This window comes from Alistipes megaguti, assembly GCF_944320325.1.
Classification (GTDB): Bacteria; Bacteroidota; Bacteroidia; order Bacteroidales; family Rikenellaceae; genus Alistipes; species Alistipes megaguti.
Genome location: NZ_CALUHA010000012.1, coordinates 13,981 through 34,713 on the forward strand (window position 1 = coordinate 13,981; position 20,733 = coordinate 34,713).

Genomic DNA, 20,733 nt, shown 5'->3' on the forward strand with positions numbered 1-20,733 from the left:
CCCGTTTCGGCGCGGTAATTGCGTCGTACCGGGGCATGCAAGCTCTTCTGAAACGTTGGACGCACGCCCTGCTCGAGTGGTTGGGCGTGACGTCGTCCTCCAGCGATGCGATGGATCGCTGGGTGGCCTTCGCTTTGGTCGTACTGGCGGCTCTGCTCATTGACCTCTTTCTGCAACTGATTGTCGTGCGGGGAATCCGGCGGCTGGTCGAGCGTACGCGTGTGAAGTGGGACGACCGTCTGTTCAGCGTCCCGGTGCTCAACCGTTCGTGTCATGTGGTGATCGCCGTGCTGTTGACGGCCGTGCTGCCGGTGATCTTCGACGAGCAGTCCGTCGGGCGGATCGTCGTACTGCGCATGATGCAGGTCTTCATCGTCTTCACCTTCCTGCGGTTGATCAATGCGCTGTTGTGTGCGGCCTTCCACATCGTCTCGTTGCGCCCCGACTGGCAGAACAAACCCATCAAGGGATTGCGGCAGACGGCCCAGGGCTTCTTTACGATCGTGGCCGTCATCCTGATCGTCGCCATCCTGATCGACAAGTCGCCCGTAAAGCTGCTGACGGGGCTCGGCGCTTCGGCGGCGGTGCTGATGCTGGTCTTCCGCGACAGCATCATGGGCTTCGTCTCGGGGATCCAGCTCTCGGCCAACAACATGCTGCAGGTCGGCGACTGGATCTCGGTGCCGAAGTACGGTGCCGACGGCACGGTCGAGGAGGTCTCGCTCACGACGGTCAAGATCCGCAACTGGGACAACACGCTGGCCATGCTGCCTCCCTACCTGCTGACGACTGACTCCTTCACGAACTGGCATGCCATGCAGCTTTCGGGCGGGCGGCGCGTCATGCGTTCGGTGTCGATCGACATGACCAGCGTCCATTTCTGCACGCCGGAGATGCTGGCCCGTTTCCGGCGGATCGACCTGCTGCGCGACTACATCGACCTTACCGAACAGCGCGTCGAGGCCTACAACGCCGCCCACGGCATCGCCCCCGGCGAGCGGAAGATCAACGGCCTGCACCAGACCAATCTGGGTGTTTTCCGCGCCTATCTGGTGCGTTATCTCGAGGCGGAGGTTCCGGTCAACAAGTCGATGACGCTGATGGTCCGTCAGCTGCAGCCGACCGAGACGGGTATTCCGATTCAGCTTTACTTCTTTACCGATACGGTGGTCTGGACCGAATACGAGGGTATTCAGTCGGATGTCTTCGACCATGTGCTGGCGGTGATTCCCGAATTCGGGCTGCGGGTCTTCCAGAGTCCGGCGGGGTCGGACGTTGCGGCGTTGGGCGATTATCTGCAGGGGGATGATGCTGCCGGGGATCCGGGCGCGGATGCCCCCGTGGCGAATGATTCCGACCGTCCGGATGCGGAGGATTCGCCCTCTAAAGGGTCATCATCAGCAGGACCTGAATGATGATCACGCGCAGGAACATGCAGACGGGGTAGACCGTGGCGTAGGAGACCGACGGGTTGTCGCCTTCGATGGTGTCATTGGCATAGTTCAGCGCCATGGGGTTGGCCATGCTGCCGCAGAGCAGCCCTGCGACCGATCCGAAGTCGACCTTCATCACCCGCAGGGCGAAGAGCCCGACCAGCACCACCGGCACGAAGGTCAGCAGAAATCCCACGCCGAGCCACAGCGCCCCTTCGGGACGCATGACCGTCTCGAAGAAGTGCGCCCCGGCGTCGAGACCCAGACAGGCCAGATACATCGAGAGCCCCAGGGCGCGCAGCATGAGGTTGGCACTCTGCGTCGTGTAGGTGATCATGTGCAGGCGGGGTCCGAACGTGCCGATCAGAATGCCGACGATGATCGGGCCGCCGGCCAGTCCCAGCTTGACGGGGATCGAGATGCCGGGGATCGAGACCGGAATGCTGCCCAGCGTCAGTCCGAGGATCAGACCGACGAATACCGAGATGAGGTTGGGTTCGTTGAGACTCTTGACGGCGTTGCCGAGAATCTTCTCGACGTTGCGGATCGCCTGGGCTTCGCCCACGACCGTCAGCCGGTCGCCCATCTGCAGCCGCAGGTCGGGAGTGGCGAGCAGCTGTACGCCCGAACGGTAGACGCGGCTGATGTTGATGCCGTAGTTGTTGCGCAGACGCAGCTGCGAGAGCTTCTTGCCGTTGATTTCGGGCCGGGTGACCAGGATGCGCTGCGAGATGAGCTGACTGTCGACGGCGTTCCAGTCGATGTTCTCCTTGTTCCAGTCCTTCTTCTCCTGCTCGCCGAAGATCATCCGCAGCGCCTCGGCATCGGCCGGGGTGGTGATGACGAGGATGACGTCATCCTGCTGCAGGGTCTTGTCCGACGTGGGGATCGAGACCTGTCCGTTGCGCCATACGCGTGAGATGACGAAGTGGTGGTGGCTCTGCAGGGCGATGTCATGGACGCTCTTGCCGAAGAGGGCCGGATTGGTGATGTGGTAGCTGGCGATGAAGACGTTCTTGCGGTGTTCGGCGTCGGGGCCGGGCAGGTCCGACGGCCGGACGAACAGTTTGCGCAGGAAGGCGATGGCCAGAATCACACCGACGACGCCCAGCGGATAGGTCACGGCACAGCTCAGCGCGGCGCCGCTGTCGTCCATGCCCAGCTGCTTGAGCACCTGCTGGGCGGCACCCAGTGCCGGGGTGTTGGTCGTCGCGCCGCACAGGATGCCTGACATGTCGGACATGCGGATGCCGAAGGCGTAGCTCAGACCGGCAGCCAGGAGCGTCCCGACGAGGATCAGGGCGATGGCCGGCGAGAGGAGCCGCGTCCCCTCCGAACGCATCGAGCTGAAAAAGCCCGGGCCCACCTGCAGCCCCAGTGCATAGACGAAGATGATCAGGCCGAAGCTCTCGGCATAGGTCAGCATCGCCGGATCGAGCTTCAGCCCGAGGTGGCCGGCCAGAATGCCCACAAAGAAGATGAAGGCCGTGCCGAGCGAGATTCCCATGATGCGGATCTTGCCCAGTCCGATTCCGAGTGCGGAGATCAGCGAGATGACCACCACGGCCTGCAGGGCCGTGGGTTCGAAGAGCAGATCCTTGAGCCATTCCATCTTGTGCGGGTTTTGAGCGGATTATGCGGTTTGAAAACGGTGCAAAAGTAGGTCAAATTTTTCTTTTTGCCGCCTTTTCGGCCGGAAAAAGTGCAGCCCGGGAGGCGCGTTTTGACCGAAGGGTCTGTATTCTGACCTGCAAAAAGCCCGGCTTTCGCGAGAAGGCCGGGCTCTGTGGCTGGGTGGGACGGGGAGCCTACCGGATGCGCAGGAACGAGTATCCGTAGCGCTTGACGGCGGCACGCTCCAGCTCCTCGCGCACCGACGGATGGGCGATTGCGATTAGCGCCCGGGCCCGTTCGGCGAGGTTCTTGCCGCGCAGATGGGCCACGCCGTACTCCGTGACGACGTGCTGGATCATGTGGCGCGTGGTGACCACGCCGGCGCCGGGCGTCAGCAGCGCCTTGATCTTCGACTCGCCCTTGGGCGTCATCGAGGGCATGGCGATGAAGGTCTTGCCCCCTTCCGAGAGGGCGCCGCCGTACATGAAGTCGTGCTGTCCGCCGACCCCTGAGATGATGCGCTCGCCGACCGAGTCGGCGCAGACCTGTCCCGTCAGATCGACCTCCACGGCCGAATTGATGGCCATGACCTTCGGGTTCTGACGGATGCGGAACGGATCGTTGGTCCACGCCACGTCCTTCATCACCAGATCCTTGCGGTAATCCATGTAGTCGTACAGCCGGCGTGAGCCCAGGGCTAGCGAGGCCACCGTTATGCCGGGCAGGACGACCTTCTGCGAGTTGTCGATCACGCCGCTCTCCAACAGCGGCAGCACGCCGTCGGTCATCGCTTCGGTGTGCAGACCGAGGTGCTTGTGGTCCTTCAGCGCGCCGAGCACGGCATTCGGGATGCCGCCGACGCCGATCTGCAGCGTGGCGCCGTCGGGGATCAACTCGGCGATGGCGCGTCCGATGCGCAGTTCGGTCTCTGTCGGTACGGCCGTCGGAACCTCCACCAGCGGGGAGTCGACCTCCACGGCCGCGGCGAAGCGCGACGAGTGGATCACGGCGTCGCCGTAGGAGAAGGGCATGGCCCGGTTGACCTGGGCGATCACCGTGCGGGCGCACTCCACGGCCGAAACGGCCAGGTCGGCCGAGATACCGAACGAGCAGTAACCCTCGGCATCCGGGGGCGAGACGTTGATCAGCGCCACGTCGAGCGGCAGGGTGCCGTCGCGGAACAGCCCCGGGATTTCGCCCAGAAAGGCTGGGATCGACTGCCCGTAGCCGTCGGCCAGCCAGCGGCGGATGTTGTTGGCCACGAAGAGGCTGTTCACGAGAAACGATTCGCGGTATTCGGGACGGCAGTAGGGGGCCTCGTGGGCCCCGACGGCAAAGGCCGAGTAGAGCTTCACGCCGCGCAGCTCCGCTCCGCGGTCGGCCATGGCGGCCACCAGCACCTCGGGGATCGACGTGCTCCCCTGGATGTAGACGCTTTGGCCCGATTGGATGAGTTTTACCGCCTCCGCGGCTGTCGTGTATTGCATGGCAGGTTGAATTTTCGCTTACAGCGGGTGGTTTTCGGCAAAGGCCTGGAGCCGCCGGTCGAGCAGCTCGAACTGTTCGGGGCGGTTCATCTGCGAGACGCAGACGCGGATGCCGTGCTGACGGCTGCCGGTCGACGAGAGCGAGATGGCGCAGACGCCGCACAGCAACAGTTCGCTCAGCAGCTCGGCACTCGTCATCGTGCCGTAGCCGATCGTGTAGAAGAATCCGTCGCCGACCCGCTCCTCGCGGTCCTTGTCATAGACAATGCGGAAGCCGTGGCGCAGGAAGATCTCCTTGGTCAGCCGGGCCCGGTGGGCATATTCGGCCGTTTCGCCGACGAAATCCAGCCGGCCGTCGGCCGCCGCGCGGAACATCGCCGCCAGGGCATACTGCGCCGAGTGGCTCGTGCCCGAGGAGGCGGCGTAGAGGAACGTCAGCACGTAAGCGTCGCCCAGCCGGGCAATGCCGTAGCGCTGTCGCAGCGCCTCGTATTCGCGCTGGAACAACGTGTCGGAGATCGCCGCCACGGCGATGCGCTGTCCGGCGTAGCTGAAGATCTTCGATCCGGAGATCAGGACGATCCAGTTCTTCGTATAGCGGGCCACCGTCGCCTGATAGGGTGTCTCGAAGGGGCGCCCGAGCGGTTTGCGGAAGTCCATGCAGAGGTAGGCCAGGTCCTCGATGACGATCGTATCGTAGCGTGTGGCCAGTTCGCCGATCGTGCGCAGCTCCTCCTCCGTGAGGCAGACCCACGAGGGGTTGTTCGGATTCGAGTAGACGATGGCCGCCACGTCGCCCTGCGCGAGGTAGCTCTCCAGCTTCGGACCGAGCTTTTCGCCGCGGTAGTCGTAGATGTCGAACGAGTCGCTGGGGATGCCGAGGATGTGCACCTGACTCCGCTGGACGGGGAAGCCCGGGTCGATGAAGAGGATTCTGCGCCGTGCGGGGTCCAGCTGCGAGCACATCAGGAAGGTGGTGAAGCTCCCCTGCATCGAGCCGACCGTCGGGATGCAGCCCCGCGGCGAGATCTCCACGTCGAGGTAGGCCTTGATGAAGCGTGCGGCCTGCTCCTTCAGCTCCGGCAGTCCGTACATGTTCGGGTATTGCGAGGCGACCCCTTCGGCCAGCGCCCGGCGTTCGGCCTCGATGCCCACCTGCTCGGGCGGAAGCCCCGGAACACCCATCTCCAGATGGATGAACTCCTCGCCCGTCGCGCGTTCCATGATGCGGGCGATGTCGCCCGACTGGCGGATCGTCGCCCGGGCGATGTCGGCGATGTCCATCTGCTTCAGCGCCGATTCGAGATACGAGCGGTCGTAGGGTGCGTTCATCGTGCGGTCTGTTTTTTGGCGGTTTCATACCCCGCACGGAAAGCCGCGAGGTTGGCCTCGACCACCGCCTCGCCCTTGCGGGCGAAGATGGCGCGGATGCCCTCTTCGAGTTTCGCGGGCTCGATGTCCAGCAGCGGGGCGGCGGCGCCCAGCAGCGCCATGTTGGCCGAACGCGGCGACGAGGCTTCGCGGGCCAGGGCGTCGGCGTCGAGCCGTACGACGTGCGGCAGCGAGGCAAGCTCCGCCTCGAGGGCTGTCTGGTCGGGGTAGTTCGGAATGTTCACGACCGGAACGGTGTTCGTTACCACCCATCCGTCGGCCGAGAGCCACTCCAGGTAGCGCAGCGACTCCATCGGTTCGAGTGAGACGATCAGGTCGGCCCCGCCGCGCGGGATGAGGTCCGAACGGATCTCCGACGAGGAGATCCGCAGGTGCGACTGCACGTCGCCGCCGCGCTGGCTCATGCCGTGAACTTCGGCCTGCTTGAGCTGCAGCCCCTCGGAGAGGGCGGCCCGGCCGATCACCGTGGCGATCGAGAGGATTCCCTGTCCTCCGACGCCCGAAAGTATGATATCTTTTTTCATCTCTGTGCGGTTTGGTTTATTTCCTGTACTTGGCGGCGGCATGGCGTTTGGCCGTCTGGATGCACTCGCGGCGCGGGATGATCACCGAGACGCCCCGGTAGGCGATCTCCTCGCGGATGACGCGTTTCATCTCCTCGCGGTTTTTGGGCAGGGGCACCACCACGCGGATGTGGGCCGGGTCGACGCCGATGCCGGCGCAGATCTGTTCGAGGCGTCCCGTGCCGGCCGAATCCTGTCCGCCGGTCATGCCGGTGGTCAGGTTGTCGGAGATCACAACGGTGATGTTCGCCCCTTCGTTGACGGCGTCCAGCAGCCCCGTCATGCCCGAGTGGGTGAAGGTCGAGTCGCCGATGACAGCCACCGAGGGGTGTTGTCCTGCGTAGGCGGCGCCCATGGCCATCGTGATCGAGGCGCCCATGTCGACGCACGTGTCGATGGCGTGGAACGGGGCAAGCCAGCCCAGCGTGTAGCAGCCGATATCGCTGAATACCTTTCCGTTGGGGAATTCGCGCACCACTTCGGTCAGGGCGGTGTACATGTCGCGGTGTCCGCATCCCTGGCACAGGGCGGGCGGACGCGGCACGACGATCTCACTGGCGGCGTGTGCCCGATGCGGAGCCAGCCCCAGGGCGGCCCGCACGCTGTCGGGGGTCAGCTCGCCCGTACGCGGAAGTTCGCCCGTCAGCCGGCCGCAGATCTTCAGCGGTGCGGGCAGTACGCCCCGCACGGCCTGCTCGATGAAGGGCTGTCCCTCCTCGATGACGAGCAGTTCGCCGCACTCCTCGGCCAGCCGCCGCACGAGCGCCTTCGGCAGCGGATACTGCGAAATCTTCAGCACGGGATAGGGACATCCGTCGGGGTAGTTCTCCATCAGGTAGTTGTAGGCGATGCCGCTGGCGATGATGCCCATCCGCTTGTCCGTGCCCTCCGTGTAGCGGTTGAAGCGGCTCGCTGCGGCCTCCTGCTCCAGACGTTCGTTGTCGGCGATGAGCTCCTTGCAGCGCACGCGCGAGTTGCCGGGCATGAGCACCCACTGGCGCGCCTTTTCGGGATAACTCAATGCATTTTCGGGCTGCGGCTCTCCCACCTCGACGACGGCCCGCGAGTGGGCCATGCGGGTGGTCATGCGCATCAGTACCGGAATCTGGTACTTTTCCGAGAGGTCGAAGGCCGTGCGGATCATGTCGTAGGCCTCCTGCTGGGTCGAGGGTTCGAACGTGGGGATGAGGGCGAACTGCCCGTAGAAGCGCGAGTCCTGTTCGTTCTGCGAGGAGTGCATCGAGGGGTCGTCGGCCACCACGACAACCAGACCGCCGTGGGCGCCGGTCATGCCCGAGTTGACGAAGGCGTCGGCGGCGACGTTCAGCCCGACGTGTTTCATGCAGACCATGGCCCGTTTGCCGACGAACGACATGCCGAGGGCCTCCTCCATGGCCGTCTTTTCGTTGGATGACCACGTGCGGTGGACGTTGCGTTCGGCGGCCAGCGGGTGGCTCTGGATATACTCCGTGATTTCGGTCGACGGCGTGCCCGGATAGGCGAAGACGCCCGACAGTCCCGCATGGAGGGCCCCCAGTGCGAGGGCTTCGTCTCCCAGTAAGAGTTCTCGTTTTGGCATAGTTCGCGGTTGGTTGGTTTTCGGTTTTTACAAAGTTACAAATTTTCAGCAGAATGACAATATTCCGCGTCGATTTATTAAATAGGTGTGCCGTTTTATGAAAAATAACCTGAAGTGTCAACTTTTTTATTTAAATGTGTAAAACGGCTGTCGGCATTTGTCCGGAGCCCGGTCTTTTGTCCGTGTCTCAGGGGCTTGCGCTTCGCAGGAATTTCCCGCGTCAACGGGGCGATGGAGCGACCTGTTCCCTCATCGGACAATATTGGAAGATTTCTTCCAACCTTTCCGATAATCGGATTTCAGGTGTGTTGATTCCCCGTTTTTTTATGCTTCAGAAAAAAATGGCTCCGGAGGGCAAAAATTTTCGTTTTAATCTTGGTCTGTTAACCTTTTTTTCTATATCTTTGTGCGTGGTTCGAAATTGGTATACCAGTTTGGTGATCCAGTTTGGTTGACCAAACGGGTGATTTCGGGCCTCTGTAAGTGCCATATAATCAATAAACTAACCTATACTTAAAGCTGCATTATGGCTAAAAATTACTTGCTGAAGTCGCTGATGCTGCTGGCTCTGCTGGTCAGCTCGGCAACTGTCCATGCGCAGAAAATCACGGTCCGCGGTGTGGTCAGTGATGAGAACGGCCCTCTGATCGGTGTCTCGGTGGTGGTCAAGGACCCCCCCCCGGCAACCGGAACCGCAACCGGTATTGACGGTTCCTATTCGCTCTCCGTTCCCGGAGAGGAGACGTTGCTCGAATTCTCGTATGTCGGTTATAAGACGGTGGAGATCAAGGTCGGCAAACAGACCACGATCAATGTGAAGATGGAGCCCGAGACTGAAGCCCTCGATGCGATCGTTGTCGTGGGCTACGGTGTGCAGAAGAAGTCCCACCTGACGGGTTCGATCGCCAAGATCGAAGGCAGCGTGCTGGCCGACCGCCCCGTTTCGGACGTTACGACGGCGCTTCAGGGTCAGATCCCCGGTCTGACGATCAACAATACCACCTCCGAGGTGGGTGTCATGCCTTCGATCCGCGTGCGCGGTACGGGTTCGATCTCGGCCGACAGTTCGCCGCTGGTGATCATCGACGGCTATCCCGTTCCCGACGGTCTGCAGACGCTCAACCCCTCGGATATCCAGTCCATTGAAATACTGAAGGATGCCGCCTCGGCCGCCATCTACGGTTCGCGTGCCGCCAACGGTGTGATCATGATCACCACCAAGAGCGGCTCGTCCGAGAAGCCCCGCTATTCGGTCAAACTCTATCAGGGCGTCAAGTGGGCCTACCGGCTCCACGACCTGCTGACCGCCACGGAGTATCTCCAGTGGCAGGAGAGGGAGGCCGCGTGGGGAGGTCCGGCCGTCAAGACGCAGGACAAGGTGGCTGCCTGGATCGAGCAGAATATCGGTTCGACCGACTGGCAGCGCGAGGGTCTGCGCGATGTGGCCAGCGTTACCAATGCCCAGTTCTCCGTCCAGGGCGGCAAACGCGACATCCGCTACTATTCGTCGGCTGCCTGGACCCGCGATCAGGGTATCATGTTGCAGAACGAGGTGCAGAAGGTGACCTTCCGTACGAAGGTGGATGCCAACCTGTCGAAGGCCGTCACCTTCGGCGTGAACGTCTCGGCCAACTACCAGAAGGCCTCGCGCCCGCGCAACAACTTCATCGACTTCTACCGTACGCCGTCGTTCCTGCCCGTCTACCACAACGCCTGGACCACGGCCCTGACCGGTTATACGGGATTTGCCCGCGGCAGCCACTTCAACAATCTCTATGCGCCGATCGGCGATCCGGACGAGTATGGCAACCCGACCTACAATACGACGGCCGTGTCGCCCTTCAACTCGGCCAACAACAACCCCCGCAGCGTGATGGCCAACACCACGCGCTGGAACGAGAACTTCCAGGGCATGGCCAACGTCTATCTGACGGTGGATATCTGCAAGGGCCTTCAGTTCAAGACCTCGAACGGCGTGAACGTGCGCTACCGCCCCTCGTACAGCTATGCCAACAAGAATGCCACGAAGGATGGTACGGCCAGTGAGGCCACCTTCACCAGCTCGCTCTATGTCGACATGCTTACGGAGAACACGCTCAATTACAACCGCACCTTCGGCCGTCACGACCTGGATATTCTGGCCGGTTATACGGCCGAGTCGACCCGCGTGCAGAACGTGGCCCTGAGCGGTACGGGCTTCCCGACGGACAACATCCAGACGCTCAACGCCGCCACGATCTTCGAACTGGCCTCCGAGAACAACGGCAATGGCAGCGGTACGGGAACCTTCCGTTACCCGAACGAGGTGCTCGAATCCTATCTGGGACGTATTTCGTACAGCTACGACGGCCGTTATCTGCTGTCGGCCTCGCTGCGACTCGACCGCTCGTCGCTCTTCTCGTCGGGCAACCGCAACGCCTGGTTCCCCTCGGTATCGGTGGGCTGGCGCATCTCCGAGGAGCAGTTCATGAAGGAGCAGCGCGTCTTCTCGAACCTCAAGCTGCGTGCCTCGTACGGTGTGACGGGTAACAACAACATCGACTATGTGGCAGCCCTCGAGGTGCTCAATTCGGCCAACTATCCCACCGGTGCGGGCAACGGCTCGTTGACCCCCGGTTCGGCCAACACCTCCTCGACGCTGGCCAACTCGAACATTACGTGGGAGCAGACCGACGAGTGGAACTTCGGTCTGGATGCGGGCTTCGTCGACAACAAGATCGCCCTGACCTTCGACGGTTACTATTCGGTGACCCGTGCACTGCTCTTCGAACAGCCCACGCAGTCGTTCACCGGCTTCCAATACTACTGGAACAACATCGGCAAGGTGCGCAACGCCGGCGTCGAGATCCAGCTCGACACGCGTCAGATCAACCACAAGAACTTCGAGTGGTCGACGACCGTCAACTTCTCGCTCACGCGCAACAAGCTGCTCGAGATCGGCGGCGAGGCGCAGGTCATCACCCAGGGCGAACGCTCCGAAAGCTACATCGCCCGTGTCGGCGACCCGCTGATCCAGTACTACGGCTTCAAGAGCATCGGCGTATGGAACTCGCAGGAGGAGATCGAGGCCAATCCGCACTTTGCGGGTGACGTGCCGGGCGGTCTGCGGCTGTGGGATGCCGACGGAAACGGCGAACTGAACGACAATGACCGCGTGGTGCTGGGTGATCCCTATCCCGATTTCACGTGGGGCATGACCAACAACTTCCGCATCGGCAATTTCGACGTGTCGTTCCTGCTGCAGGGCGTGCAGGGCGTGACGGTCTTCAACGGCGACATCTTCTACAACGAGTCGCACAAGTACAACCGCGCCTACATGGAGAACCGCTGGGTGAGCGATACGCACCGCGGCGACGGCAAGACCCCCTACGCCAAGAACGGTTACGACATCATGCTCACGGACCTCGGTCTGCAGGATGCCTCGTACCTCTGTCTGCGCGACCTGACGGTCGGCTATACGCTGCCGAAGAAGTCGGCCCGCAAGCTGGGTTTGAACGGCCTGCGCTTCTACGTGACGGGTTCGAACCTCTTCTATCTGTGGAGCGACGACTACAAGGGCATCAACCCCGAGTCGCGCATGACCTCGGGCAACTACGCCAGCCCGCTGATCGACGGCTACCAGCGAGGAGGCTTCCCGCTGACGTCGACTTTCACGTTCGGCATCGACCTTAACTTCTAACACCCGGAACGAAGATGAAAACTACGCTCAAATATATCGGTTCGATGATCCTGACGCTCGCTCTGGGCGCCTGCAACCTGGATCAGTACCCCTATTCCGAAATTGCTGCCGACGAGTACGTGAAGGATGCCTCGGCGGTCAACGACCTGGTGATCGGCACCTACAACGGCCTGCACAACGTCATGTATTACGAGTGGGCGCTCACGGAGCTGCGTTCGGACAACACGCGTATGCGTGTGAGCGGCTCCTCGTCGCAGGATACCAAGCTCATCGAGCAGCTCGACCAGGGGACTATCACCACGGCCCACACCTGGGTCGAGAACTACTGGAATGCCGCCTATGCGGCCATCGACCGCGCCAACAAGGTCATTTCGTACCTCGACGTGGTGGAGGATCCCACGCAGCGCGCCCAGTACGAGGGCGAGGCCAAGTTCCTGCGTGCACACCTCTATTTCAATCTGGTGCGGCTGTGGGGCCCGGTGTTCCTCGTGACGAAGAAGACCGGTGCCGACGAGGCCCGCTACATGCAGCGTTCGCCCGTGGAGGACATCTACGCGCTGATCGAGGGTGACCTGAATGCCATTATCGATGGCAACATGCTCCCCGAAACGTCGGCTTCGGGCGATGAGGGTCGTGCCACGATGCCCGCCGCCAAGGGGCTGCTGGCCAAGGTCTACATGACGCGCTACGAGGTGGGCTCGGAGCAGTACATGAAGGCGGGCGATCTGCTGCGCTCGGTGCTGGCTTCGGCCGGAAATCCGCAGAGCGGCGCCGATCTGGTCCCCTACGACCGGATCTTCGCTACGGACAACGAGATGAACAAGGAGATCATCTTCGCCGTGCGTTACCTCTCGGGCAACGTCGGCCTGGGCAGCCCGTTCGGCACGCTCTTCGGCCCGATGAACAACGGCAACAACGTGATCATGGGTTCGCCCAAGCACTACAACTATCCGTCGGACGATCTGTTGTCGGCCTTCAACAACAACGGTACGGCCGAGAATCCCGACAAGCGCAAGGCGGTAACTCTGAAGGAGAGCTACTACAACGCCACGACCGGTCTGACGGTCGAGGCCCGCTGGTGTGACAAGTTCCTCTCGCCGATCACCACGGAGTATGACGGTGAGAAGGACTGGCCGATTCTGCGCGTGGGCGACGTGGCGCTGCTGCTGGCCGAGTGGATCAACGAGACGTCGGGTCCGACGGACGAGGCAATGCGTTATCTGAACATGATCCGCGAGCGCGCCGGCGTGGCCACCTATACGACGACAGACCTCTCGTCGAAGTACCTCTTCCGTGAGGCCGTGCGCAAGGAGCGCCGCTTGGAGCTGGCCTGCGAGAACCAGCGCTGGTTCGACCTGATGCGCTGGGGCACGGCCGTCACGACGGTCAACAACTTCTTCGCCTCGGAGCTCTTCTACTCGGAGTACGACTATACGGTCAGCCCGATTTCGGAGTGGCAGGTGCTGCTTCCGATCCCCATCTCGGTGATCAACATCAACCCCGAAGTGGCTCAGAATCCCGGATACTAACCGATAACAGCAAAAACCTATGAAACGAATCTTGAATCGAATATGTGCTTTTGCAACGGCCGTCGGGATGCTGCTGGCGACGGGTTGCGACAAGACCTACGTGGACGATGTGACGCTCTATGCGCCGCTGATCGAGAGTTTCTCGCCGGCTTCGGCCCCCGTGGGTACGGAGATCATCATCACGGGTCAGCACCTGAGCGGTGTGACAAAGGCCTACATCGGTGACCAGGAGATGGTCATCAAGGAGAAGGTATCGGATACGCGTCTGTCGATCGTGGCCGGAGCCAACGGCCGCGACGGGCGGATCATCCTCGAGAATACTCAGGGCAAGGGTGAATCGGAGAGCGAATTCACCTATTCGTATGCCGTTCCGTCGTTGAAGCCGGCCCTGCTGCAGAAGTCGGTGGTCATGGGCGAGCAGCTGCTCCTGACGGGTACGGATCTCTCGGCCGTCGAGGCGGTGATCTTCACGGCCGAGGGGCAGGAGAACGGCCACGAGGGCGATATCCAGGAGCAGAGCACCACGGAGATCGTGGCCCGCGTTCCCTATGTCGAGAACGGCAACGTACGCATCACGCTGCGTTACTTCGACGGCACCTCGTCGGTGACCACGCCGCTCGACGAGGCCCCCTCGATCGAGGTGGTGCGCGTGGTTCCGGTCTTCGACCAGCCGGTGACGCTCGAGCGTACGGCCGTCGGCAAGTCCGTGACGCTGACGGGCGAGAACCTCGACAAGGTCGACCGCATTCTGGTCGGCGAGTTCGAGGCCCTGATATCGAAACAGCCCACGTCGCTGACCTTCACGGTTCCGGCCGGTGATTTCCAGGACGGCGACACCGAGACGACCGTTGTGGCCGAATACTTCGACGGCAACGAAACGATTACGCTCAGCGAAGCCTTCGTGGTCTACGTTCCCTACCTGATGTTCTGGGAGAACATGCGCGTCTGGGCCCAGGGCCGCGACGTGGAGTCGATGTCGTCGTTCTTCTCGCCCCAGACGGGCCGCGTCTATGCCAACTCCGACTGGCGGACGGTCATCGACCCGATCTCGTACCAGTATCAGGTTGCGACCTGCTCGGCAGGCAATACGCCCAACAAGGCGGTGATCACCGAGGAGCAGTACAATTCGGTCAACCCCTACTTCTTCTTCTCGGGCATGAGCGCCGGACAGCTGCAGGTCAACTCGCCGGCCAACTCGAAGGGTCAGCTGCGCAACTTCTACTTCGAGAACAATTCGGCCGACGAATACCGCGTTACGGGCGTGAAGGGCGACTGCTACGGCACTCCGGTGCTGACGTTCCGCTACCTGGATTCTTCGAATGCCGCCGAGAAGGCGCTGATCGACCAGGTGAAGAACCAGACGCTGGAGCACATCGACGAGGAGAGCTTCCCGATCGACGTCGAGGCCAAGACCGTGGGCGGCATCGGCATCAGCTCGGCCAAGGGTACGCTCAACAGCGACGTCTGGGCCGCCGGCAAGTACACGGCCGGCACGGATGCCGCGGCGGTGGATGTCGACGCCGTGCTGATGGTGCTCTACTACGGTTACGACGGTTCGGCCGAGAATGTGGCCGCCAACATCCGCAGGATCGGCTTCCTCCACATCCGCACGGTCAACTTCAAGACCTACAACAACACGAATGCCCCCTCGTCGAGTGACGTGACCTTCAACTGCTACTGGCAGAAGTACGATTACGACTACTCGAAACTGGCAAACCAACAATAACCTAAAACCCATTCGACGATGAAACGAATCACGAAATATCTGACCCTTCTTCTGGCGGGATCGCTGGCGGCGCTGACCGCCTGCGGCCCCGAGCAGAGTGAGGTCGATGCGCAGCATACGCCTTCGATCAATTCGACGACCCTGTCGCCGATGACCGACGAAAGCGGCAGCGTCCGTGCCTATATCGGTACGGAGGTTTCGGCCGGGGGATTCAACCTCGACCTGGTGTCGCACGTCACGGTGGACGGGGTAGAGGCCGAGATTACCGAGCAGACGATCAAGACGCTGAAGTTCAAGATTCCGGCGCTGGATCTCGCTCAGCAGGATGCCACCTATCAGGTGTGGATCGATGTCTACGATGCCGACGGCGAGAGCGTTATCTTCCACTATCCCTATTATCTGACGGTTCCGGTGACCGACGCCCTGATCACGGCGTATGCGCCGGCCGAGGGTACGGTCGGTACGGAGGTGACCCTCACGGGTCGCAACCTCGAGCAGATCACCCGTGTACACTTCGGTAAAGTGACGGTCGAGGCGGCCGGTTTTGCGTCGGTATCGGCCGAGGAGATCAAGGTGGCCGTTCCGGCCGGGGAGTATGCCGCCGGCGACAGTGAACTGGCCATCACGGCCGAGTGGGGCACGGCGACGATCGACGTGACGGGCGAGACGCTCTTCACATTGCACACGCCGAAGTTCGATGCCGCTTCGCAGGAGGAGGGCGAGCAGAACGTCCTTGGTGACGAGGTGACCTTCAAGGGTCAGAACCTCGATCTGGTGAGCGGCATGAAGTGGGGCGAGTACGATCTGATCGTGATGACGGCCGAGGCCGGCACCATCACGGTGAAATTCCCCACGTCGATCGCTGCGGCCGATCCGGTTGTGGCCGAGGCTGAGCTGACGGCCCAGTGGGGTACTCCGGCTCAGACGACCACGGTCGCTTTGGCCTGGCGTCTGGATACGACGCCCGTAGGTCCGGCCAAACCCGAACTGATTTCGATGACGGCCCAGGACGGTGGTGATAAGTTCTATCTGGGCAAGACGGTGACGGTCAAGGGTGAGAACCTGGCCTCGATCGAGGGCTTCAAGGTTGATGGTGTTGCCGCCACGCTGGTTGGCGAGCCGACGGATGTCGAGGCGCAGTTCATCGTTCCGGACGGCGTGACGTTCACCGAAGCTAAGGAGGTTTCCGTGAAGGCGCTTTACAACGGCAGCAACGAAGTGGACTTCGGCACGGCCATGGTCTATCCGTTCTACTACTTTACCAATATTACGATTGGTGCTCAGGATGAAACGAACCGGGATAAGGCCTTCTTTGTTCCCGATTGGGGACGGGTTATCTCTACCGATGAGTGGAAAGATCTGGATACAAAAGCAATATTGGGGGCAGGAATTGGCAAAAATACCATCGATCCGAACAAGATGACCGAGGAGGAGTATTATGCACAGCCTGTTTACTTCCTGACAGGATTCTCCGGTGGAAGTTTAACGTTGCAGTCTCCGGCTAACAGTTCGAGTATGTTGTCCAATTTTACGACATCATCGGGTCACGACATCGTAAATTCGGGAACGTATGGCTGTTCTGTCTGCTATTTCCGGAATGCTTCCCAGGAATCCAAGCTGGCTGATGTCGTAGCTGCCATTCAGGCCGGAACCATGCAGTCCATGCCCGGGGTTACCGTGGTTCCCAGCGCAGCTTCGCCGAAATATGCGGCAGAGCCCAGCACGTCAACATTCGGTCAGGGTCAGATCATTCTGGTTGCATATACGACGTATGATTTCAGTTGTGATCAGACCTCCAATAAGAAACCGACAGCCGATGATTTTTACAGATATGGGTATATCTGTATTCATGAAGACGGAATTTCGGAAGAAGCCCCGGGATCTGAAGCTTCAACGATCACCTTCGACTTCTACTGGTCGAAACCATTGAACGAATAAAAACCGGTTTTTTAGTAGGTTAATTGGGGAACGAAACCGGAAATCCTCTTCCGGAATGACCGGAGGAGGGTTTCCGGGGACGTTTAAGAAGAAACTCAAGCATGATGCGTAAAACCATATTGTTGATGCTGCTGGCCATTCAGACGCTGGCCTGCTCGGGGGGCGAGGCCTCCGCGGTGGAGCCGTCGGCGGGCAGTGGAAACACCTCTCAGGGTGCCGGTTCCGACCAGGGGCAGGATTCCGATCCGACCCCGGACCCCGAGACGACACTCTACGTCTCGTCGGCCGACGAACTGAAGGCTCTCGGGACGCTGCAGCCCGGTACGGTCGTCGTTTGGCGCAACGGACTCTACAGCGATCAGATCGCCGAACTGAAGAGTGCCGGTACGGCCGAACAGCCCGTCATCCTGCGGGCCGAGAAGGCCGGGGCGGTCTGCTTCACGGGTACGTCGCGGATCTCGGTCTCGGGAACCTGCGCCGAAGTGGAGGGCTTCTGGTGGCGCAACCCCGAACCCGTCTCGGGCAAGTCGGTCGTAACGCTGGCCAAGGGCTCCTCGCACTGCACGGTGCATGACTGCGCCATTACGGGCGACAATACGCGGGAGGATGCCGAAACCGACACGAAGTGGGTTTCGCTCTACGGCACGGACCACCGCGTTGAGGGATGCACCTTCCGCGACAAACGCAACATCGGCACGCTGATGGTTGTCTGGCTCGAGGAGGGCGTAACGCCCCGCCATACGATCGCGGCGAACCACTTCGAACGTCCCGTGACGCTCCGTGACGACAACGGCAAGGCGATCAACGGGCAGGAGACCATCCGCATCGGCACGAGCACCTACTCGATGCAGGAGGCCGCCTGCACGGTCGAGGACAACTACTTCTACCACTGCCACGGCGAGCAGGCCGAGATCGTCTCGAACAAGTCGTGCGGGAACACCTACCGCCGCAACCTCTTCGTCGAGTGCCAGGGTACGCTGACCATGCGCCACGGCAACAACTGCACGGTGACGGGCAACTACTTCGTCGGAAACGGCATGTCGGGTACGGGCGGTATCCGTCTGATCGGCGAGGGGCACACTGTCGAGCACAACTACCTCGAGGGGTTGGCCGGTACGGGCTACCGGTCGGCCATCTGTCTGGTGCGCGGGCAGGAGAATCCGGCTTTGAGCGGCTACTGGCAGGTCAAGAATGCCAAGGTGCGCTACAACATGGTCTACGACTGCAAGTACGGACTGAATGTCAACTATGCGAGCAGTTCGAGCAATCAGGTGGTGCCCGTTGTCTCGACGGTGATCGAGGGCAACATCGTTTCGGCGACCTCGTCGGGCTACGCCGTGGATTGCGCCACGGAGCCCGCGGCCCCCGAGATCGAATGGAACGATAACAAACTCTACGGTCGGCAGCGCGGTGTTTCGCTGCCCTCGCTGACCTCGGCTCCGGCCAAACCCAACGTACAGCCCGCCATGGATGCCATCCGTGAGGCGGCCGGGTGCTCGTGGAAAACCGAATAACGGTAAGAAAGAAGATGATGAAATCGCTGAAATATCTGTTGCTGACGGTGGCCGTGCTGGCAGCCGCGACGCTCCCGGCGCGTGAATACCGCGTGGCTGCAGGCGATGTGGCCGCGACGCTGCGCGAGGCGAAGCCTGGCGACCGCATTGTGATCGAAGATGGCATATACAACGATCTGACGCTGAAATGGCTCGGCCGCGGCACCGAGAAAAAGCCCCTGTGCATCGAGGCTCAGACGCCCGGCGGGGTGGTCTTCACGGGCACCTCGACGTTGCGTCTGGCGGGAGAATGGGTCGAGGTGAGCGGCCTCTGCTTCCGGGACGGACACGCGCCGTCGGGTTCGGTCATCGAGTTCCGCAACGGCCGCGAGGTGGCCAACCACTGCCGCCTGACGGAGTGTGTCGTCGACGGCTACAACCCCGCACGCCGCGACATGGCCTACAGCTACATCCTGCTCTACGGACGTCACAACCGCGTCGACCACTGCACGCTGACCGGCAAGCTCAACCTGGGCGTCACGCTGATCGTGATGCTCAACGAGGAGCGCAGCCAGCAGAACTTCCACCGCATCGACCACAACTGGTTCGGTCCGCGTCCGGTCTATGGTTCGAACGGCGCCGAGACGATCCGTGTCGGCACCTCGCAGCAGGCCTACTCGTCGTCCAATACGCTCATTGAGGAGAACCTCTTCGACCGCTGCAACGGCGAGGTCGAGGTGGTCTCGATCAAGTCGAGCGACAATACGATCCGCCGCAACGTCTTCTTTGAGTCGGAAGGGGTGCTGGCCCTGCGCCACGGCGACCGCAATACGGTCGAGGAGAACCTCTTCGTAGGCCATGGCAAACGCAATACGGGCGGTATCCGCGTGATCAACGCCGGCCACAAGGTGCGCCGCAATACGCTGGTGGGCATCGCCGGCGAACGCTTCTTCTCGGCGCTGGCCCTGATGGACGCCGTGCCCAACTCGCTGCCCAACCGCTACTGTCAGGTCGAGGATGTCGAACTGACGGACAACACTTTCATCAACTGCTCGAACATCGAGTTCGGCACGGGCAAGGACCTTGAGCGGACGCTGGCCCCCGAGCGGGTGTTGTTCGCCCGCAATACGATCGTCAATCCGAAGGCCGACACTCCGTTCATCGCCGTTGACCGCACCGACGGCTTCACCTTCCGCGACAACCGCGTCGCGCTGGCCCGTCCGTGTGAGATCAAGGGTTTCGAGAACGTTCAGCCGCAGCTTCCCGTACTGCCTGCGGAGACGGAGATGCGTGCCGGCAAGGGGGCCTCGTGGTACCGTCCCGAGGTGCAGGCACAGTCGCGCTCGGAGCGCGTCTATACGGTGCATGCCGGTGAGGACCTTCCGGCCGTGGTCGAGCAGGCCGAGGCGGGGTCGGTGGTCGAACTGGCCGATGCCGGCGGTGACTACGCCATCCAGCGTGCCATGGTGGTGCGCGTACCGCTGACGATCCGCGGCGTGAAGGGGGGCGAGCGTCCCGTCGTGCGTTTCAACGGAACGCGCGGTGACAACATGGTGACCATCGCCGATGGCGGTGAACTGCATATTGAGGGGATCGCCTTCTCGGGCCGCCTCGAGGATGGCAAGGCGCTGGCCAAGGCCGGCATCTCGACGGCCCGCGACATGATCCGCCCCTACAACCTCTGGGTGGACAATTGCGCCTTCTACGACTTCGGCGAGGGCGGCTTCTTTGCCGTCAAGGGAACGCAGGCCACCTTTGCCGGACGGGTCGAGATCCGCAACTCGATCTTCCGCGACCTCTCGGGCGACGCCATCAACTACGCCGCCGAACGCGACGACAAGGGACGCTACAACGCCGACGACATGGTGATCGAAAACTGCTCGTTCTACCGCATCCTCGGACTGCCTATCAACATCTACCGCGGCGGCAGCGACGAGTCGACGGCCGGTCCCTATGTGACGATCCGCCGCTGCAACTTCGAGGACTGCTGCAACAAGGAGCGCGGTTCGGTGATGCGGCTCGTCGGTCCGCAGGTGCTCGACATCGAGGGGTGCAACTTCTCGAACAGCGGCCGGGGCGGACGTTCGATCCGTCTGGACGAGGCCACTTGGGAGAAGGTCTCCATCTCGGCGTGCAATTTCTGGAATGCCGGCGCCATCCTCTCGATGACGGGCAAGGCCGTCAAGGGGGAGCTCTATGAACTGGAACCCGTCTATGTCGATGCCGCGCATTACGACTTTGCGCAGCGCGAGGATTCGCCGCTGGCACGGCTGGGCATAGGTGTTAAAAACGAATAACCG

Annotated in this window: 12 protein-coding genes; 7 read left to right on the plus strand and 5 right to left on the minus strand. The window is 61.7% G+C overall.

The genetic code is table 11. The features are described from left to right. Positions 1-35: 35 nt before the first annotated feature. Positions 36-1,415 (plus strand): mechanosensitive ion channel family protein, encoded by a 1,380-nt coding sequence (locus tag PUQ42_RS04730; protein WP_273371452.1) that lies wholly within the window; start codon positions 36-38, stop codon positions 1,413-1,415. On the opposite strand, the gene PUQ42_RS04735 is transcribed toward PUQ42_RS04730, so the two are convergent. The 5 genes from PUQ42_RS04735 to PUQ42_RS04755 form a co-directional block, all read right to left on the minus strand. Further along, positions 1,384-3,045, minus strand: a complete 1,662-nt coding sequence (locus tag PUQ42_RS04735) for a putative transporter (protein ID WP_273371454.1) — start codon at positions 3,043-3,045, stop codon at positions 1,384-1,386. The genes PUQ42_RS04730 and PUQ42_RS04735 overlap by 32 nt on opposite strands. A 196-nt stretch (positions 3,046-3,241) precedes the next feature. Next, complete coding sequence (locus PUQ42_RS04740; RefSeq protein WP_273371456.1) at positions 3,242-4,534, minus strand: acetyl-CoA hydrolase/transferase family protein; 1,293 nt, start codon at positions 4,532-4,534, stop codon at positions 3,242-3,244. 18 nt (positions 4,535-4,552) lie between these two features. Beyond that, positions 4,553-5,866 carry a pyridoxal phosphate-dependent aminotransferase gene (locus tag PUQ42_RS04745; RefSeq protein WP_273371458.1) on the minus strand — a complete coding sequence of 438 codons (1,314 nt, stop codon included), beginning with the start codon at positions 5,864-5,866 and terminating at the stop codon, positions 4,553-4,555. Further along, a complete protein-coding gene (locus tag PUQ42_RS04750; RefSeq protein WP_273371461.1) occupies positions 5,863-6,450 on the minus strand; it encodes an indolepyruvate oxidoreductase subunit beta in 588 nt (195 codons plus the stop codon). The genes PUQ42_RS04745 and PUQ42_RS04750 overlap by 4 nt, the downstream gene beginning before the upstream one ends. Positions 6,451-6,466: 16 nt before the next feature. After that, positions 6,467-8,068: a thiamine pyrophosphate-dependent enzyme gene (locus PUQ42_RS04755; protein ID WP_122119675.1), complete on the minus strand. Its 1,602-nt coding sequence runs from the start codon at positions 8,066-8,068 to the stop codon at positions 6,467-6,469. Between the two features lie 526 nt (positions 8,069-8,594). Here PUQ42_RS04755 and PUQ42_RS04760 point away from each other — a divergent pair. The 6 genes from PUQ42_RS04760 (at position 8,595) to PUQ42_RS04785 (ending at position 20,730) form a co-directional block, all read left to right on the plus strand. Continuing rightward, the gene (locus PUQ42_RS04760; protein ID WP_273371464.1) at positions 8,595-11,747 is read left to right on the plus strand and encodes a SusC/RagA family TonB-linked outer membrane protein; all 3,153 of its coding nucleotides are present in this window, start codon (positions 8,595-8,597) and stop codon (positions 11,745-11,747) included. 14 nt (positions 11,748-11,761) lie between these two features. Further along, a complete protein-coding gene (locus PUQ42_RS04765) occupies positions 11,762-13,276 on the plus strand; it encodes a RagB/SusD family nutrient uptake outer membrane protein (RefSeq protein WP_087403815.1) in 1,515 nt (504 codons plus the stop codon). A gap of 19 nt (positions 13,277-13,295) precedes the next feature. Next, on the plus strand, positions 13,296-15,002 hold the full coding sequence (locus PUQ42_RS04770) for an IPT/TIG domain-containing protein (RefSeq protein ID WP_273371467.1): 1,707 nt from the start codon (positions 13,296-13,298) through the stop codon (positions 15,000-15,002). Positions 15,003-15,020: 18 nt separating this feature from the next. Next, positions 15,021-16,940 carry an IPT/TIG domain-containing protein gene (locus PUQ42_RS04775; RefSeq protein WP_273371470.1) on the plus strand — a complete coding sequence of 640 codons (1,920 nt, stop codon included), beginning with the start codon at positions 15,021-15,023 and terminating at the stop codon, positions 16,938-16,940. Positions 16,941-17,044: 104 nt separating this feature from the next. Then, complete coding sequence (locus PUQ42_RS04780; protein WP_273371472.1) at positions 17,045-18,454, plus strand: polysaccharide lyase 6 family protein; 1,410 nt, start codon at positions 17,045-17,047, stop codon at positions 18,452-18,454. A 17-nt stretch (positions 18,455-18,471) separates the two neighbouring features. Further along, entirely contained in the window at positions 18,472-20,730 is a 2,259-nt protein-coding gene (locus tag PUQ42_RS04785) for a chondroitinase-B domain-containing protein (protein ID WP_273371474.1), read from the plus strand. Positions 20,731-20,733: the final 3 nt, after the last annotated feature.

Bases quoted from the DNA above. Each gene is read 5' to 3' on its own strand.
- PUQ42_RS04740 (WP_273371456.1), bottom strand. From the start codon at position 4,534: ATGCAATACACGACAGCCGCGGAGGCGGTAAAACTCATCCAATCGGGC.
- PUQ42_RS04765 (WP_087403815.1), top strand. From the start codon at position 11,762: ATGAAAACTACGCTCAAATATATCGGTTCGATGATCCTGACGCTCGCT.
- PUQ42_RS04770 (WP_273371467.1), top strand. From the start codon at position 13,296: ATGAAACGAATCTTGAATCGAATATGTGCTTTTGCAACGGCCGTCGGG.
- PUQ42_RS04785 (WP_273371474.1), top strand. From the start codon at position 18,472: ATGAAATCGCTGAAATATCTGTTGCTGACGGTGGCCGTGCTGGCAGCC.
- PUQ42_RS04775 (WP_273371470.1), top strand. From the start codon at position 15,021: ATGAAACGAATCACGAAATATCTGACCCTTCTTCTGGCGGGATCGCTG.
- PUQ42_RS04755 (WP_122119675.1), bottom strand. From the start codon at position 8,068: ATGCCAAAACGAGAACTCTTACTGGGAGACGAAGCCCTCGCACTGGGG.
- PUQ42_RS04780 (WP_273371472.1), top strand. From the start codon at position 17,045: ATGCGTAAAACCATATTGTTGATGCTGCTGGCCATTCAGACGCTGGCC.
- PUQ42_RS04745 (WP_273371458.1), bottom strand. From the start codon at position 5,866: ATGAACGCACCCTACGACCGCTCGTATCTCGAATCGGCGCTGAAGCAG.
- PUQ42_RS04760 (WP_273371464.1), top strand. From the start codon at position 8,595: ATGGCTAAAAATTACTTGCTGAAGTCGCTGATGCTGCTGGCTCTGCTG.
- PUQ42_RS04750 (WP_273371461.1), bottom strand. From the start codon at position 6,450: ATGAAAAAAGATATCATACTTTCGGGCGTCGGAGGACAGGGAATCCTC.
- PUQ42_RS04730 (WP_273371452.1), top strand. From the start codon at position 36: ATGCAAGCTCTTCTGAAACGTTGGACGCACGCCCTGCTCGAGTGGTTG.
- PUQ42_RS04735 (WP_273371454.1), bottom strand. From the start codon at position 3,045: ATGGAATGGCTCAAGGATCTGCTCTTCGAACCCACGGCCCTGCAGGCC.